The sequence below is a fragment of the Microbacterium martis genome (assembly GCF_047246685.1).
Lineage (GTDB): Bacteria > Actinomycetota > Actinomycetes > Actinomycetales > Microbacteriaceae > Microbacterium.
Genome location: NZ_JBFOKT010000001.1, coordinates 149,234 through 163,760 on the forward strand (window position 1 = coordinate 149,234; position 14,527 = coordinate 163,760).

The window sequence follows — 14,527 nt, forward strand, 5'->3', positions numbered from 1 at the left end:
CCTAGGGCACCGCCGTGGATGAGAAACTGGAACGATGAGCATGTCCGCCGCCCCCGACGTGATCGCCCCGCTGAGCGACGACGAGGTGCGGCGACTGCGCGACGACTTCCCCATCCTGCAGACCGAGGTCAACGGGCATCCGCTCGTCTACCTCGATTCGGGAGCGACGTCGCAGCGCCCACTCGCCGTGCTCGACGCCGAGCGCGAGTTCGCGACCCGCAGCAACTCGGCCGTCCATCGCGGCGCCCACACCCTGGCGGCGGAGGCGACCGAGCTGTTCGAAGACGCGCGTGCCGCGCTCGCCCGGTTCGTCGGCGTCGACGACGACGAGATCGTCTGGACGTCGAACGCCACCGAGGCGATCAACCTCGTCGCCTATTCGCTGTCGAACGCCGCCGCGGGTCGCGGGGGAGCAGCCGCCGCGCCGCTCCGTCTCGGCCCGGGAGACGAGCTCGTCACGACCGAGATGGAGCATCACGCCAACCTCATCCCCTGGCAGGAGCTCGCGGCGCGGACCGGTGCGACGCTGCGGGTCGTGCCTCTCGACGACCACGGCGCCCTCCGCCTCGACGTCGCCGCCGAGATGATCACCGAGCGCACCCGTCTGGTCGCGTTCACCCACGTGTCGAACGTGCTCGGGGTGATCAACCCGGTGGACCAGCTCGTCGCCCTCGCGCGGCGGGCCGGCGCGATGACGCTTCTCGACGCCTGCCAGTCGGCACCGCACCTTCCCCTCGACCTCCGCGCGCTCGACGTCGACTTCGCGGTGCTCTCCGGCCACAAGATGCTGGGGCCGAGCGGAATCGGCGCCCTCTACGGCCGCCGGGCGCTGCTCGAGATCATGCCGCCGTTCCTCACCGGAGGGTCGATGATCACCACGGTCACGACCACCGAGGCCGAGTACCTGCCGCCGCCGCAGCGCTTCGAGGCCGGAACGCAGCGCGTCTCGCAGGCCGTCGCGCTCGCCGCGGCCGTGGACTACCTGTCGTCGGTGGGCATGGCGCGTATCGCGGCGCACGAGGCCGCGTTCGGAGCGCGCCTGGTCGACGGCCTCTCCGCCATCGAAGGGGTGCGCGTCCTCGGCGCCGACATCGCCCTTCCGCGCGTCGGCCTCGCCAGCTTCGACGTGGCCGGCATCCACTCGCACGACGTCGGGCAGTACCTCGACGACCTGGGCATCGCCGTGCGGGTCGGCCATCACTGCGCGCAGCCGCTGCACCGCCGGCTCGGGGTGACCTCGTCGACGCGGGCGAGCACCTATCTGTACACGACGGATGCCGAGGTCGACGCGGTGATCGACGGCGTCGCCGGGGCGATCGAGTTCTTCCGGAGGGGCGCATGAGCGATCTGCAGAACCTGTATCAGGAGCTGATCCTCGACCATTCGCGCACGCCGCACGGCTACGGGCTGCGCGAGGCCGTCGCCGCGCAGTCGCATCAGGTGAACCCGACCTGCGGCGACGAGGTGACCCTGCAGGTGCACCGCGGCGCCGACGGCCGGGTCGAGGCGATCGCGTGGGAAGGGCACGGGTGCGCGATCTCGCAGGCCTCGGCGTCGCTCCTCGCCGAGCTCGCCGAGGGGCTCTCGACCGACGACCTCGGGGTGCGCATCGCCGCCTTCCGCGAGGCGATGCGGTCGCGCGGGAGGATCGAGCCCGACGAGGCGCTGCTCGGAGACGCCGCAGCTCTCGGCGGGGTCTCGAAGTACGTGGCGCGGGTCAAGTGCGCGATGCTGGCGTGGGTCGCCGCCGAGGACGCGCTCAGCCGGGAATAGCCGAAGCCGGCACGCGTTGGCCCCACCATGACGACTCTCGGAATCATCGGTGCAGGAAACATCGGCAGCCAGATCGCGCGCGTCGCGGTCGCCAACGGGTACGACGTGGTGATCGCCAACTCGCGCGGACCGGAGACGCTCGCCGACCTCGTCGCACAGCTCGGGCCCCGGGCTCGCGCCGCCACCCCAGCGGATGCCGCGGCCGCGGGTGACGCCGTCGTGGTCACGGTGCCGCTGCACGCGATCGACAGCCTCCCGGTCGAGCAGCTCGCCGGGAAGATCGTGCTCGACACCAACAACTACTACTTCGAGCGCGATGGGCACATCGAAGCGCTCGACAAGGGCGAGACGACGACGTCGGAGCTGCTGCAGCAGAGGCTGCCCGGATCGAAGATCGCGAAGGCCTTCAACCACATCTACGCCTCGGCCATCACGACCGACGGCTCTCCCGCCGGCACGCCGGACCGCCGTGCTCTGGCGACCGCCGGCGACGACGCCGAGGCTGTGGACTTCGTGACGCGCTTCTACGACGAGGCGGGCTTCGACACCGTGAACATCGGCCCGCTCAGCGAGTCGTGGCGCGTCGAGCGCGACCGCCCCGCCTATGTCGTCCGGCAGAACGCCGAAGAGCTCCGGGCGAACCTCGCGATCGCGAACCGCGTGCCCTGAGCCGGCGGTCCTGCCGTCGCTTCCCGCGATGGCGTTGGGATACCAAACTTGGTGAACCGACGCCGCGGATGAGACAATGCGGGGATGACGGCGGTGGGGGCTACCGGCGAACTCGAGTCGGTGAGGGTGACGCGCATCCTGCGCGACGACATCGTCCTGGGTCGACGACCTCCCGGATCCCGCCTCGTCGAACGCGACATCGCCGCCGAGCTCGACGTGTCGCGGCTGCCGGTGCGCGAGGCCATCCGCACACTCGTGGCCGAGGGTGTCGTCATCGCACGCCCCCGCAGCTGGGCCGTGGTGCGCGAGTTCACGCAACGCGACATCCGCGACTTCGCCGAGGTGCGTGAGTCGATCGAGACGCTGATCTTCGCCCTCGCCGCCGAACGGCACGACGAGAACGGCATCGCGCGCCTGCGAGCGGTGCACGAGCGCGAGGTGGCGGCCGCACGCGAGGGAGACGCGGAGGCCGCCCGGATCGCCGCGGCGGAGTTCCACGAGGTCGTGGCGATCCTCGCCGGCAACGACATGCTGTGCGAGCTGATCGACGTGTTCGCCACACGTCTGCGCTGGCTGTTCGGGCAGCATGACGACCTGTTGGCCATGGCCGACGAGCATCGGGTGCTCCTCGACGCCATCATCGCCCGCGACCTCGACGCACTGCGACGCCTCGTCCCCGAGCACCTGTCGAGCGGCCAGAAGACGGCGGAGCGCCGCCTCGCGAGCGAGAACATCGCGATCTGAGACGCTCGCCCCGCGGCGGTATATTGAGCACGGTCGGAACGGTTCCGGAGCTGTCGCGATTCCCCGGGGAGTGAGATGCGAGGTCTTGCCGTCGTGGCCGGAGGGGTGCTGCTCATCGGCGGCGCCGTTCTCGTGGCGGTGGCCGACCAGGAGCGCGCGGCGGCCGTCGATGAAGTGCGGACGCAGATCCAGCAGCTCGAGCAGGAGATCGCCGACTCGCACGACGAGAACCTCCGCCTGGCGGAGAAACTCACCGAGCTGCGTTCTCGGATCGCCGAACAGGATGCGGCCATCGCCGACACGACGGGATTCCTGCAGTGATCCGCCGGGCGCTCGCCGTCACGCTGGCCTCGGCCGTCGTGCTGACGGCGGGTCTCATCGGCCGGGCGAACGGGCTCGACCAGGACCGCGCGGATGCCGTCGTCGAACTGCGCGCCCTCGCGTCTCAGGCGCACGCGGCCGCCCAGCGGACCGACTACCTGACCGGTGCCGTCGACATCGCCGAGGGCGACACCGCCGACCGGGCCGCCGTGCTCGAGGTGCGCCCGGCATTCCTCGCCGAGCTCGCCGCCCTGAGCACCGCCCTCGACGGCGCGACCGGCAAGGTCGACACCGCCGCCCACCGCGCATCCGCTCTCTCGGTCCAGCAGACGGTTCTCGCCGAGAAGGGCGATCCCGACACGGTGACCGCCGCCACCGCCACCGTGCACGCCATCACCGAGAAGGTGGGCTCCGAGGTGGCGTCGTGGCAGGCGGCGCAGGCCGCGCGGAGCGCGGGACCGGCCGGGCCGGCGTGGACCACGAGCGGTCCCGACGGCTATGCCCGGGTGCGCGCCGCGCTCGATCGCGTCGGCGGGGGCGGGGTGGGCCTGTACGAATCGTCGTCGTGCGCCGGAGGCAACGCGCCCGCCTGCGCCAACAGCAACGGCTACATCAAGTACCGCGCCGACATCGCCGACTGGAGCACCGGCCGGCTCAACTGGGCGATGGCGCACGAGCTCGCCCACATCTACCAGTTCCGGGTCTGGGGCGCCCTCACCTCGTCGTCGGCCTACGGCTCGCTGTTCGGCGGCGATCCCGAATTCCTCGCGAACTGCATGGCCGTGGTCCGCGGCTTCCCCGGGTCGGTGGGGTGCAACGGCGAACAGCAGGCCTGGGCGTCGGGCATCTGGGTCGGCGCCGTCCGTTGACCCGCCGACGGGGGCGGACGGCCGTCCGCTCAGGCGACCGGCGTGGTGGTGTCGACCGCGGCGCGCAGCGGACGCCGCATCGCGCGCCAGTAGCCCGTGGGCGACACGCGCACGAGGGCGTCGATCAGGCGCGCCTCCCGTCCGATCATCGTCCGCGTCGTGCGACGTTCCGTCGCGCGGATGATGCGCGCCGCGGCATCCGACGGCTCCGTGTGATACATCGCCGCCTGCGCGGCCGCGGCGCGTGCGGCGACAGCCGGGTCGATCGCGGCCGCGTAGCGACCGTGCAGGATGATGCCGGTCCGCACGCCGGCCGGATAGACGGCGCCGACGGTGACCGACCCTCCCTCGAGCTCGTGACGGAGGGCCTCGGAGAACCCGCGGACGGCGAACTTGCTCATCGCATAAGGGATGCGGCCTGCCGGTGCCGCGAGGGCGTAGACGCTCGCGAGGTGGGTGATGTGCGCCGCCGGTGCCGCGCGCAGTGCGGGCAGCAGGGCCTTGGTCACCGAGACCGTGCCCCACAGGTTGATGTCGGTGAGCCACCGCATCTCCTCCATCGTGAGCTGGTCGAGAGTGCCGAGCATGCTCGACCCCGCGCAGGTGATCAGGGCGTTGATGCGCGGATGCGCGGCGATGATCTCCGCCGCCCCGGCGAACACCGCCTCGTCGTCGCGGAGGTCGATCACGTGGGTCGTCACCGTCGATCCCGACAGGGCCTCGGCGAGGGCGGCCAGGGCCGCGGCGTCGTGGTCGATGAGCGCGACGTGCGCCCCGCGGGCGGCGAGGAGCCGCGCGATCTCGGCCCCCATGCCGTGCGCCGCCCCCGTCACCACGGTCGTGCTGCCGACGAGATCGAGGGGTTTCATGCGGCCTCCTGCAGACGGGGTCGGGCAGCGCCCGAGGCGGATGTCGGACGGGTGCGGGAACCTGTACCGGGACCATTCTCGCCGACACCGCGGAGTGGTCGTACCGGTACCCTCGAAGGGAGGAGGTCGCGGTGGGACGAACAGCCGATGCCATCGCCGAAGGCGTAGCGATCGCGACCGCTGCGGCGCGCCTCGCCGTGAAGAATCACATCCTCGTCGGCACGATCGCCGAGGGCGGGGTGTTCGACATCGACAAGTACATCGATGACGCACGCGAGGCGCTGGGCGCGATGGCCGACGAGGCCGAAGAGGCGGCCGCCACCGTGACGGCGCTGCGCAAGCGTGCCCGTGGCCGTCACTCCGACCCGCACGGCACCCACGACTATCGCGATCGCGATGTGCGCAACCTGCGCCGACGCGCGAAACAGTCCACCGGCGTCGCGGTGCGTCTGCGCGAGATCATGCAGGACCGCGAGCAGCTGGGTGTCATCGTCGAGGAGGCGCGCGAGGCGGCGTGGGCCGACGTGCGGCACAATCTCGACCGTCGTCTGCGGGTGGAGGGAATGCGGCCCGATCACGATCCCGACTACGGCAGGATGCGCGATGCACGGATGCAGGCCCTGCGCCTCGTCGACCTGCAGGCGCTCTCGTCGGAGCAGCGCGCCAAGGCCAGACGACGCAGGAAGCTCGAGAAGGCGGCATCCGTCGAGGACTGAGCCCCGTTTCGCAATCCCGTCACGACTGTTGTAGGCTTGACGTCGGCCCGCCGGGCGGTTCACGCCCCGGGTCCTGCGCCTCTAGCTCAATGGATAGAGCATCTGACTACGGATCAGAAGGTTGGGGGTTCGAGTCCCTCGAGGCGCACACTGTGTTGAGACAGTGACGAAGAAGCCCCGTCCGCGGGGCTTTTTCCTTGTCCGTCGCGGCGCGGCGAACCGCATACCGGCATACTCGTCGGCGAACCGCGCACGTCGCCAGGCCGAGGAGACGACCCGCCCGTACGGTCGGTCCATGGAACCGCTTCTCTTCGTCGAGCATGCGCAGAGCTGCTCGCTGATCCTCGTCGTGGGCTCTGCGCCCGCCGCCGACGCCATCCTGAACGACGCCGGATGGGAACCGAACGGGTACACCTGGGAGCGCGTCGTGCGCCGGGTGGTGCGCCGCGACCTCCCCGACCTCGCTCCGAGCATCGCCTTCGACCCCGAAGCCGACATGTTCGTGGCGCACGGCCCTGACGGGTCGGCCCTGCGCGCGCTCGGGACGCATCTGGCGGCACTCATCGCCGACCGGGGGCGGATCGCACAGATCGTCGCCGAGATGGGCGCCCCCGACTAGAGCAGGCTCGCGATGGCGGGGTCTCGGCGGGCGACCTCGGCCGCCGTCGCGACGATCACGTCGCGCATCGCCGCGACGGCGACCGCCGGGGTGACATCGGAGCGATGAGCGAGGCTCACCGTTCGCGACATCATCGGGTGCGACAGGCGCACCGATCGCAGCGCCGGCCGGTCGAGCAGCACCATCGCCGGCACCACGGCGACGCCGAGGCCGCGCTCGACGAAGCGGAGAACGGCGTCCATCTCCGCCCCTTCGAGCACGGGATTCGGGTCGAGGCCGGCGGCGCGGAAGGCGGCATCCGTCGTCGCTCTCAGCTCGTAGCTCTCGTCGAAGACGATCAGGGGCAGGGTCGCGAGATGTTCGAGACCGATCGCCGGCGTGCGGGCGACGGGCTGGCGCGCGGCGGAAGACACGACGACGAGTTCCTCCGCCAGCAGGGGAGTCCTCGTCAGACTCACCCCGGGCGGGGGCTGGCCGCCCGAGGCTGTGATGAGGGCGATGTCGACGGCGCCCACCGCCAGCTCGTCGACGAGCAGGCGCGACCCGCTCTCGGTGAGATGCAGGTCGACATCGGGGTGCGCATCGTGGAACGTGCTCAGGGCTTCGGCGACGAGGCTGATGCAGAGCGTGGGCGGCGCTCCGAGGCGCACGCGTCCGCGCCGCAGACCGGCCATCTCGCCCATCTCGTCGCGGATCGCCTCGGCTTCGGCGAGCATCCGCTGGGCGCGGGGGAGCAGTGCCTCGCCCGCGGCGGTGAGCGCGATGTGCCCACGGGCCCGGTGGAACAGCTCGGCCCCGAGTTCGCGCTCCAGGGTCGAGATCTGCCGGCTCAGCGACGGCTGCGCGAGGTGGAGATACTCCGAGGCCCGGGTGAAGTGTCCGAGCCGCGCGACTTCGACGAAGCCGCGCAACTGCTCGAGATTCATGTCGTGAGTCTATCGACACCAGACGAACAATGCATTGGAGTTATCGCTCACCGGTTTCTAGCGTGGAACCATGAGCACCCGCGAACGTCAGATCTCCACCACCGTCCTCGTCATCGGCACCGGGGGATCCGGTCTGCGTGCGGCCATCGAGGTGGCCGAGCACGGCGTCGACGTGCTCGCCGTGGGCAAGCGCCCGCGGCAGGACGCCCACACCTCACTCGCCGCCGGCGGCATCAACGCGGCGCTGGGCACCATGGACGCCGACGACAGCTGGCAGCAGCACGCCGCCGACACCATCAAGGAGAGCTACCTCCTCGCCAACCCGCACACGGTCGAGATCGTGACACGGGGCGCCGAGCGCGGCATCCGTGATCTCGAGCGCTGGGGCATGGACTTCGCGCGCGAGGACGACGGCCGCATCTCGCAGCGCTTCTTCGGCGCGCACACCTTCCGCCGCACGGCTTTCGCCGGCGACTACACCGGCCTCGAGATCCAGCGCACGCTCGTCGCCAAGGCCGAGCAGCTCGACGTGCCGATCCTCGACAACGTCTACATCACGCGGCTGCTCGTGCGTGACAACGTCGTGTTCGGCGCGTACGGCTTCGATCAGGCCGACGGCACCCGGTACCTCATCCACGCCGATGCCGTGATCCTCGCCGCGGGCGGCCACAACCGCATCTGGCGGCGCACCTCCTCTCGACGCGACGAGAACACGGGCGACTCCTTCCGCCTCGCGGTCGACGCCGGCGCGCGCCTGCGCGACCCCGAGCTCGTGCAGTTCCATCCCTCCGGGATCATCGAGCCTGAGAACGCCGCGGGGACGCTGATCTCCGAGGCAGCGCGGGGCGAAGGCGGCATCCTGCGCAACGCGCTCGGCGAGCGATTCATGGCGAAGTACGATCCCGAGCGCATGGAGCTGTCGACCCGCGACCGGGTCGCGCTCGCCGCCTACACCGAGATCGCCGAAGGGCGCGGCACGGAGAACGGCGGGGTCTGGCTCGACGTCTCGCACCTGCCGCGCGAGACGATCATGACCCGGCTGCCGCGCGTCTACCAGACGATGATGGAGCTGCAGATGCTCGACATCACCGCAGAGCCGATCGAGATCGCCCCGACCGCGCACTACTCGATGGGCGGCGTGTGGGTGCGGCCCGACGACCATCAGACCGACGTCGACGGCCTCTACGCGATCGGCGAGGCGTCGAGCGGACTGCACGGCGCCAATCGCCTGGGCGGCAACTCGCTCATCGAGCTGCTCGTCTACGGGCGCATCGTCGGCCAGGCCGCGATGGCGCACGCCGCGGGCCTCGACGCGCAGCGGAGGTCGGCGGATGCCGTGGCGCAGGCCCGCGCCGAGATCGACGCGCTCCTCGCCGCCGACGGCCGCGAGAACGTCCGGGCGCTGCAGCGGGCGATCCGCAACCTCATGACCGAGCACGCGGGGGTGGTGCGCTCGGAAGAGGGCCTGCTCGCGGGCCTCGCCGAGCTCGACATGATCGAGGGGCGCATGGAGGACATCGGCATCCACCCCGACATCGCCGGCTTCCAAGACCTCGCGCACGCGTTCGACCTCAAGGCGTCGGCGCTCGCCGCTCGCGCGACCCTCGAGGCGGCTCGGGAGCGACGCGAGACCCGCGGATGCCACAACCGCAGTGACTTCCCCGACACCGACCCGTCGCTCCAGGTCAACCTGGTGTGGAGCCCGCGCGACGAGGTGACCCGCGAGGCCATCCCGGAGATCCCCGCGGAGATCGCCGAGCTCATGCGCGACGTCGACACCGCGGGCAAGCTCGTCGAATAGTCCTCCCGGCGCTTCGACAGGCTCAGCGACCCAGCCAGGTGGGCCCCTGAGCCTGTCGAATAGTCCTCCCGGCGCTTCGACAGGCTCAGCGATCCAGCCAGGTGGGTCCCTGAGCCTCCAGCGAGGTGGGTCCCTGAGCCTCCAGCGAGGTGGGCCCCTGAGCCTCCAGCGAGGTGGGTCCCTGAGCCTGTCGAAGGGCCCGCCCAGGGGTCATCCGGCCTGCGGCTCCTCGGTGTCGATGACGCCGATGCCGATCGCCTCGTGGTCGGGCTCGGGCTCGTCACGCGTGGGCGCCTTCGGCTCCTCGCCCGGATCCTTCTCGGTGCTGGGCTCCTCGAGCTCCTCATTGCTCGGCACCTCGGCGGCGTCGGCCTCCTCGGGCGAGTCGGCCTGCGCCGGCGTCTCCGCCTCGCCGACCGGTCGGTCGGGCTCGGGCGAGGTCGACTGCTCCTCCTGCGGCTCCTGGCCCGGCTGAGCCTCCTGGTCCGGCTGCGTCTGCGGCGTGTCGCTCGTCATGATCGCTCCTTCGTTCGGTCGATGCGTCCACTCTGCCCGGCGGCGCCTCCTCGCGGAACGGGGTTGACCTGCGGGCCCTCCGTGCGGGTTAACGATCCTGAACCGAACGGCGAAAGCGGCGTAGCCTGGACGGGTGACTGCGTACGTCTCGGCCTTCGACCTGTTCTCCATCGGAGTGGGGCCGTCGAGCTCTCACACGGTCGGGCCGATGCGGGCGGCGCTCGACTTCGCGCGGCGGCTCGACGCGTCGTCCGCGCTCGACCGGATCGCCCAAGTGGGGGCGACGCTCTACGGCTCGCTCGGCGCGACCGGCATCGGTCACGGAACCCCGGATGCCGTCGTCGCCGGGCTCCGCGGACTCGCCCCCGAGACCTGCGACCCGGCCGACGTGCGGTCCGCCTGGACGGAGTACCCGTCCGGCACACCGCTGCTGCTGAACCGGCGCCGGGAGATCGCCTTCGCGAAGGACGACATCGTCTTCGCCCCACGAACCCGACTGCCCGGCCATCCGAACGCGATGACGCTCACCGCCCGGGATGCCGAGGGCGCCGTGGTCGCCGAAGACACGTATTACTCGGTGGGCGGCGGCTTCATCCGTCGAGAGGGCGAGGACGCCCCGATCGCGACGCACCGATTCCCCCATTCCTTCGCGGATGCCGCGTCGCTGCTCGCGCTCTGCGACGAGCACGGGCTGTCGATCGCCGAGGTGGCCCGCCTCAACGAGACGGCGTTGCGCAGCGAGGAGGAGGTCGCCGCCGGTCTCGACGCCATCTGGGATGCGATGGCGGCGTGCGTCGAGGCGGGGCTGCACACCGACGGCATCCTCCCCGGCATTTTGAAGGTGAGGCGGCGCGCCGGCACGATCCGCGCCCAGCTGGAGGAGACCGAGGCCGGCGGGCATCGAGAGCTGCCGGGCGAGTGGCTGGGCGCCTTCGCCCTGGCGGTGAACGAGGAGAACGCCGCGGGTGGTCGCGTGGTGACCGCTCCGACGAACGGCGCCGCCGGCATCCTGCCGGCCGTCGCGATGTACTGGTGGCGCTTCCTCGCCGACTCGGGACTCGGCGCGGGCAACGCGGTCACCCCCTACGGCGAGCTGGTCGGCAGCGCGCTGCTCGGCTTCCACGGCTCTCCCGGGTCGTCGGGCGACCGACCTGAGGAGCCGCCGACCGGTGCCTTCGTCGCCGAGGCGAATCGCCGCCGCGGCATCCGTCGATTCCTCCTGACCGCGACGGCGCTGGGCTCGCTGTTCAAGGCGAACGCCTCGATCTCGGGAGCGGAGGGCGGATGCCAGGCGGAGGTCGGCTCGGCCTGCGCCATGGCGGCCGGCGGCCTGACGGCCGTGATGGGAGGCACCAATCGCCAGATCGAGAACGCGGCCGAGATCGCGATGGAGCACCACCTCGGACTCACCTGCGACCCGATCGGCGGTCTGGTGCAGATTCCCTGCATCGAGAGGAACGCGATCGCGGCCTCCACCGCGGTGACGGCCGCCCGCCTGGCCTTGCGCGGCGACGGCAGCCACTACGTCTCGCTGGATGCCGTGGTCGAGACGATGCGGCAGACGGGGCTCGACATGTCGACCAAGTACAAGGAGACCAGCGAGGGCGGGCTGGCGGTCAACGTCATCGAGTGCTGAGGGATGCCGGCGCTCGGCCGCCCGTCGGTGTCGGTCGTCTGCGGTAGTGTCCGTCGCGGGCGGAGCGGAGGCCGGAGTGAGAGACGACGACGGGGTGTCGATGGCTTCGCGGCGACGGCAGCAGCCGGTGGTCGCGGTGCTCCGCTCCGACGATGCGCCCGAACCCGACGCGCGATGGCCGTCGAGCATCCCCGCCGTCGCGCAGGTGTTGCGCGAAGGTCTCCGGCTCGACCCCGGGGTGACGTTCCTCGTCGGTGAGAACGGCAGCGGCAAGTCGACCCTCGTCGAAGGTGTCGCCGTCGCCTACGGGCTCTCGCCCGAGGGCGGTTCGCGCCAGGCCCGCCATTCGACGCGCGCCACCGAGTCTCCGCTGTCGGAATGGCTCCGTCTGCAGCGCGGGGTGGGTGCCGATCGCTGGGGCTTCTTCCTCCGCGCCGAGACGATGCACTCGTTCTACACCTACCTCGAGCAGAACCCGTCGACGCGTGGACCCGACGTCTCGTTCCACGAGATGAGCCACGGCGAATCGTTCCTCGCGGTGCTCGAGAGCCGCTTCGACAGCCCCGGCTTCTCCTGCCTCGACGAACCGGAGGCCGCCCTGTCGTTCACCTCGACCCTCGCTCTCATGGCGGTGCTGCGTCGGATCGCCGACGACGGCGCGCAGGTGCTCTGCGCGACGCACTCGCCCGTTCTCGCCGCGCTGCCCGGAGCGCGCATCCTCGAGATCGGCGAGTGGGGGATCCGGCCCGCCGAGTGGGCGGAGCTGGAGATCGTCGCCCACTGGCGCTCGTTCCTCGACGCCCCCGGCCGCTATCTGCGGCACCTCCTAGATCCGTGAGAGCGACGGGATCGAGCGTCGCGACCGTCGCCGCCGCCGGAGTCGTAGGCTGGCGGGCATGACCGAGCAGAGACCCGTGCGCCGGCGCGGCCGTCCGAAGGGCGGCTCGGATTCCCGCGAGCGGATCATCGCGGCAGCGGTCCACGAGTTCGGTGAGCAGGGATACGACGGCGCGACCGTTCGCTCGATCGCGGCCCGAGCGGGCGTCGACTCCGCACTCGTGCACCACTACTTCGGCACCAAGGCCGACTTGTTCGCCGAGGCCGTCGGCATTCCGCTGCGTCCCGATGTCGATGTTCCCGCCATCGTCGCGGGCCCGCGAGACGAGGTGGGCGATCGGCTGGTGCGCTACGTCCTCGAGGCGTTCGAGCAGCCCGACATCCGCCGTCGCGGCGTCATGCTCATGCGCACGGCGATCGGCAGCCGGGTCACCGCGCCGCTGCTCGCCGGCTTCCTCTCGCGCGAGCTCATCGGACGGATCGCGCGGACGCTCGGAGTGCCGGATGCCGAGCTGCGCGCTACTCTCGTCGCCTCGCAGGTGAGCGGGATGCTGCTGACGCGGTACGTCCTGCGGATCGCGCCCATCGCCGCGGCATCCGTCGACGAGCTCGTGCGCCGCATCGGCCCCACGGTGCAGCGTTACCTGTTCGACTGAGCCGCGGATGCCGGCGCCCGTTGACGCGGTCGCTCATCGCGCGCATAATTCATCGCATGATGAATAACGTCGCTGTCGAGATCTCGCAGCTCCGCGTGCGTCGCGGGCGCACGCACGTGTTCGACGGCGTCGACCTCACGATCCCGCGCGGACAGATCACCGGGTTGCTGGGTCCGTCGGGGTGCGGCAAGACCACGCTGATGCGCTCGATCGTCGGCGTGCAGAGGATCGCGTCGGGCGACGTGACCGTGCTCGGCGAGCCGGGCGGCTCGCGACGGCTGCGGCATCGGGTCGCCTACGGAACGCAGGGGGCGGCGACCTACGGCGACCTCACCGTCCGACAGAACCTCGCCTACGTGGCCGCCCTGCTCGGCGCGCCGAAAGGCGACGTCGACCGGGTGATCGACGAGGTCGGGCTGCGCGCGCAGAGCGGCCAGCTCGTGGAGTCGCTGAGCGGCGGACAGGCCACCCGCGTCTCGCTCGGCATGGCCCTGATCGGCGCGCCGGAGGTGGTCGTGCTCGACGAGCCGACCGTGGGCCTTGACCCGGTGCTGCGGGCGGAGCTCTGGGAGCTCTTCCGCGGCCTCGCGGAGCGCGGCGTCACGCTTGTCGTGTCGAGTCACGTGATGGATGAAGCACTGCGCTGCGATCGCCTGCTGCTGATGCGGGAGGGTCGGATCATCGCCGACACCTCTCCCGACGCGCTTCTGCGTGACACGGGGACGACGGACCCCGAGGCCGCGTTCCTCGCGCTCATCGAACGCGATCGCGCCATCGGCGCCGGAACGCGCCGCTCGCGTCGCGACGCGCGCGAGCGCCACGAGGAGGTGGGGGAGTGAACGGCCGCCGCATGTTCGCCACCGCCGGACGCGTGCTCGCCCAGCTGCGGCACGATCCCCGTTCCATCGCGCTCATGCTGATCGCACCCAGCCTGCTGGTCGGCCTGTTCGCGTGGCTGTTCAGCGACCAGGACGGCGTGTTCGATCAGTTCGGCGGGGCGATCCTCGCCCTGTTCCCGTTCGTGGTGATGTTCCTCGTGACGTCGATCACGACGCTGCGCGAGCGACGGTCGGGCACGCTCGAGCGCCTCATGACGACGCCTCTCGACAAGGCCGATCTCATCCTGGGCTACGCGCTCGCCTTCGGGACGATGGCGCTGCTGCAGGCCCTCGTCACGGTGTCGTTCGCGGTCGGGGTGTGCGGGCTCGATGTCGACGGTCCGCTCTGGCAGCTGGGTCTCGTCGCCGTGGTCGACGCCCTGCTCGGCACCGCACTCGGGCTGCTGGCCAGCGCCTTCGCCCAGACCGAGTTCCAGGCGGTGCAGTTCATGCCGCTTCTCGTCTTCCCGCAGATCATCGTCGGCGGACTGTTCATGCCCCGCGACGAGATGCCCGACGTGCTGCAGGCCATCTCGGATTGGCTGCCGCTGAGCCACGCGATCGACACGATCAACGCGGTCGCGGCCGGCGACGAGGGGTGGGATGTGTTCGGCCCGCTTCTCATCGTGGTCGCGTTCGCCGTCGGGGCGCTGGTGCTGGCCTCGCTGACCTTGCGCCGCCGCACGCGCTGACCCGC

At 71.2% G+C, this 14,527-nt stretch carries 17 protein-coding genes and 1 tRNA gene; 15 read left to right on the plus strand and 3 right to left on the minus strand.

The features are described 5' to 3' along the window. Window positions 1-34 precede the first annotated feature (34 nt). The 6 genes from AB3M90_RS00715 (at window position 35) to AB3M90_RS00740 (ending at window position 4,376) form a co-directional block, all read left to right on the plus strand. Complete coding sequence (locus AB3M90_RS00715; RefSeq protein ID WP_412949351.1) at window positions 35-1,342, plus strand: aminotransferase class V-fold PLP-dependent enzyme; 1,308 nt, start codon at window positions 35-37, stop codon at window positions 1,340-1,342. After that, entirely contained in the window at window positions 1,339-1,773 is a 435-nt protein-coding gene (gene sufU / locus AB3M90_RS00720) for a Fe-S cluster assembly sulfur transfer protein SufU (protein ID WP_412949352.1), read from the plus strand. The genes AB3M90_RS00715 and sufU overlap by 4 nt, the downstream gene beginning before the upstream one ends. 27 nt (window positions 1,774-1,800) lie before the next feature. After that, window positions 1,801-2,442: an NADPH-dependent F420 reductase gene (locus tag AB3M90_RS00725; protein WP_412949353.1), complete on the plus strand. Its 642-nt coding sequence runs from the start codon at window positions 1,801-1,803 to the stop codon at window positions 2,440-2,442. A gap of 84 nt (window positions 2,443-2,526) precedes the next feature. Then, a complete protein-coding gene (locus AB3M90_RS00730) occupies window positions 2,527-3,186 on the plus strand; it encodes a GntR family transcriptional regulator (protein ID WP_412949354.1) in 660 nt (219 codons plus the stop codon). A 75-nt stretch (window positions 3,187-3,261) separates the two neighbouring features. After that, window positions 3,262-3,507, plus strand: coding sequence for a hypothetical protein (locus AB3M90_RS00735; protein WP_412949355.1), 246 nt, complete (start codon window positions 3,262-3,264; stop codon window positions 3,505-3,507). Continuing rightward, window positions 3,504-4,376, plus strand: a complete 873-nt coding sequence (locus AB3M90_RS00740; protein ID WP_412949357.1) for a hypothetical protein — start codon at window positions 3,504-3,506, stop codon at window positions 4,374-4,376. Before AB3M90_RS00735 ends, AB3M90_RS00740 begins: the two co-directional genes overlap by 4 nt. Window positions 4,377-4,405: 29 nt before the next feature. Here the strand turns inward: AB3M90_RS00740 and AB3M90_RS00745 are convergent, their stop codons facing one another. Continuing rightward, window positions 4,406-5,245, minus strand: coding sequence for an SDR family NAD(P)-dependent oxidoreductase (locus AB3M90_RS00745; RefSeq protein WP_412949359.1), 840 nt, complete (start codon window positions 5,243-5,245; stop codon window positions 4,406-4,408). A 131-nt stretch (window positions 5,246-5,376) separates the two neighbouring features. Between AB3M90_RS00745 and AB3M90_RS00750 the strand changes: the two genes are divergently transcribed. The 3 genes from AB3M90_RS00750 (at window position 5,377) to AB3M90_RS00760 (ending at window position 6,580) form a co-directional block, all read left to right on the plus strand. Beyond that, on the plus strand, window positions 5,377-5,961 hold the full coding sequence (locus tag AB3M90_RS00750) for an asparagine synthase (RefSeq protein ID WP_412949361.1): 585 nt from the start codon (window positions 5,377-5,379) through the stop codon (window positions 5,959-5,961). Between the two features lie 75 nt (window positions 5,962-6,036). After that, a tRNA-Arg gene (locus tag AB3M90_RS00755) sits at window positions 6,037-6,109 on the plus strand. Window positions 6,110-6,256: 147 nt separating this feature from the next. Beyond that, window positions 6,257-6,580: an Imm51 family immunity protein gene (locus AB3M90_RS00760; protein ID WP_412949363.1), complete on the plus strand. Its 324-nt coding sequence runs from the start codon at window positions 6,257-6,259 to the stop codon at window positions 6,578-6,580. On the opposite strand, the gene AB3M90_RS00765 is transcribed toward AB3M90_RS00760, so the two are convergent. After that, a complete protein-coding gene (locus AB3M90_RS00765; protein ID WP_412949364.1) occupies window positions 6,577-7,506 on the minus strand; it encodes a LysR family transcriptional regulator in 930 nt (309 codons plus the stop codon). The genes AB3M90_RS00760 and AB3M90_RS00765 overlap by 4 nt on opposite strands. A gap of 70 nt (window positions 7,507-7,576) precedes the next feature. Here AB3M90_RS00765 and AB3M90_RS00770 point away from each other — a divergent pair, with 70 nt between their 5' ends. After that, on the plus strand, window positions 7,577-9,307 hold the full coding sequence (locus AB3M90_RS00770) for an L-aspartate oxidase (protein ID WP_412949365.1): 1,731 nt from the start codon (window positions 7,577-7,579) through the stop codon (window positions 9,305-9,307). Window positions 9,308-9,517: 210 nt separating this feature from the next. Here the strand turns inward: AB3M90_RS00770 and AB3M90_RS00775 are convergent, their stop codons facing one another. Then, window positions 9,518-9,823: a hypothetical protein gene (locus AB3M90_RS00775; RefSeq protein ID WP_412949366.1), complete on the minus strand. Its 306-nt coding sequence runs from the start codon at window positions 9,821-9,823 to the stop codon at window positions 9,518-9,520. Between the two features lie 133 nt (window positions 9,824-9,956). Between AB3M90_RS00775 and AB3M90_RS00780 the strand changes: the two genes are divergently transcribed. The 5 genes from AB3M90_RS00780 to AB3M90_RS00800 all read left to right on the plus strand — a co-directional run bounded on the left by AB3M90_RS00780 (window position 9,957) and on the right by AB3M90_RS00800 (window position 14,522). Continuing rightward, complete coding sequence (locus AB3M90_RS00780; protein ID WP_412949367.1) at window positions 9,957-11,459, plus strand: L-serine ammonia-lyase, iron-sulfur-dependent, subunit alpha; 1,503 nt, start codon at window positions 9,957-9,959, stop codon at window positions 11,457-11,459. Window positions 11,460-11,559: 100 nt separating this feature from the next. Next, window positions 11,560-12,297, plus strand: coding sequence for an AAA family ATPase (locus AB3M90_RS00785; RefSeq protein WP_412951184.1), 738 nt, complete (start codon window positions 11,560-11,562; stop codon window positions 12,295-12,297). Window positions 12,298-12,355: 58 nt separating this feature from the next. After that, on the plus strand, window positions 12,356-12,952 hold the full coding sequence (locus tag AB3M90_RS00790) for a TetR/AcrR family transcriptional regulator (RefSeq protein WP_412949368.1): 597 nt from the start codon (window positions 12,356-12,358) through the stop codon (window positions 12,950-12,952). Between the two features lie 56 nt (window positions 12,953-13,008). Next, on the plus strand, window positions 13,009-13,791 hold the full coding sequence (locus AB3M90_RS00795; protein WP_412949369.1) for an ABC transporter ATP-binding protein: 783 nt from the start codon (window positions 13,009-13,011) through the stop codon (window positions 13,789-13,791). Then, window positions 13,788-14,522: an ABC transporter permease gene (locus AB3M90_RS00800; RefSeq protein ID WP_412949370.1), complete on the plus strand. Its 735-nt coding sequence runs from the start codon at window positions 13,788-13,790 to the stop codon at window positions 14,520-14,522. The genes AB3M90_RS00795 and AB3M90_RS00800 overlap by 4 nt, the downstream gene beginning before the upstream one ends. Window positions 14,523-14,527 lie beyond the last annotated feature (5 nt).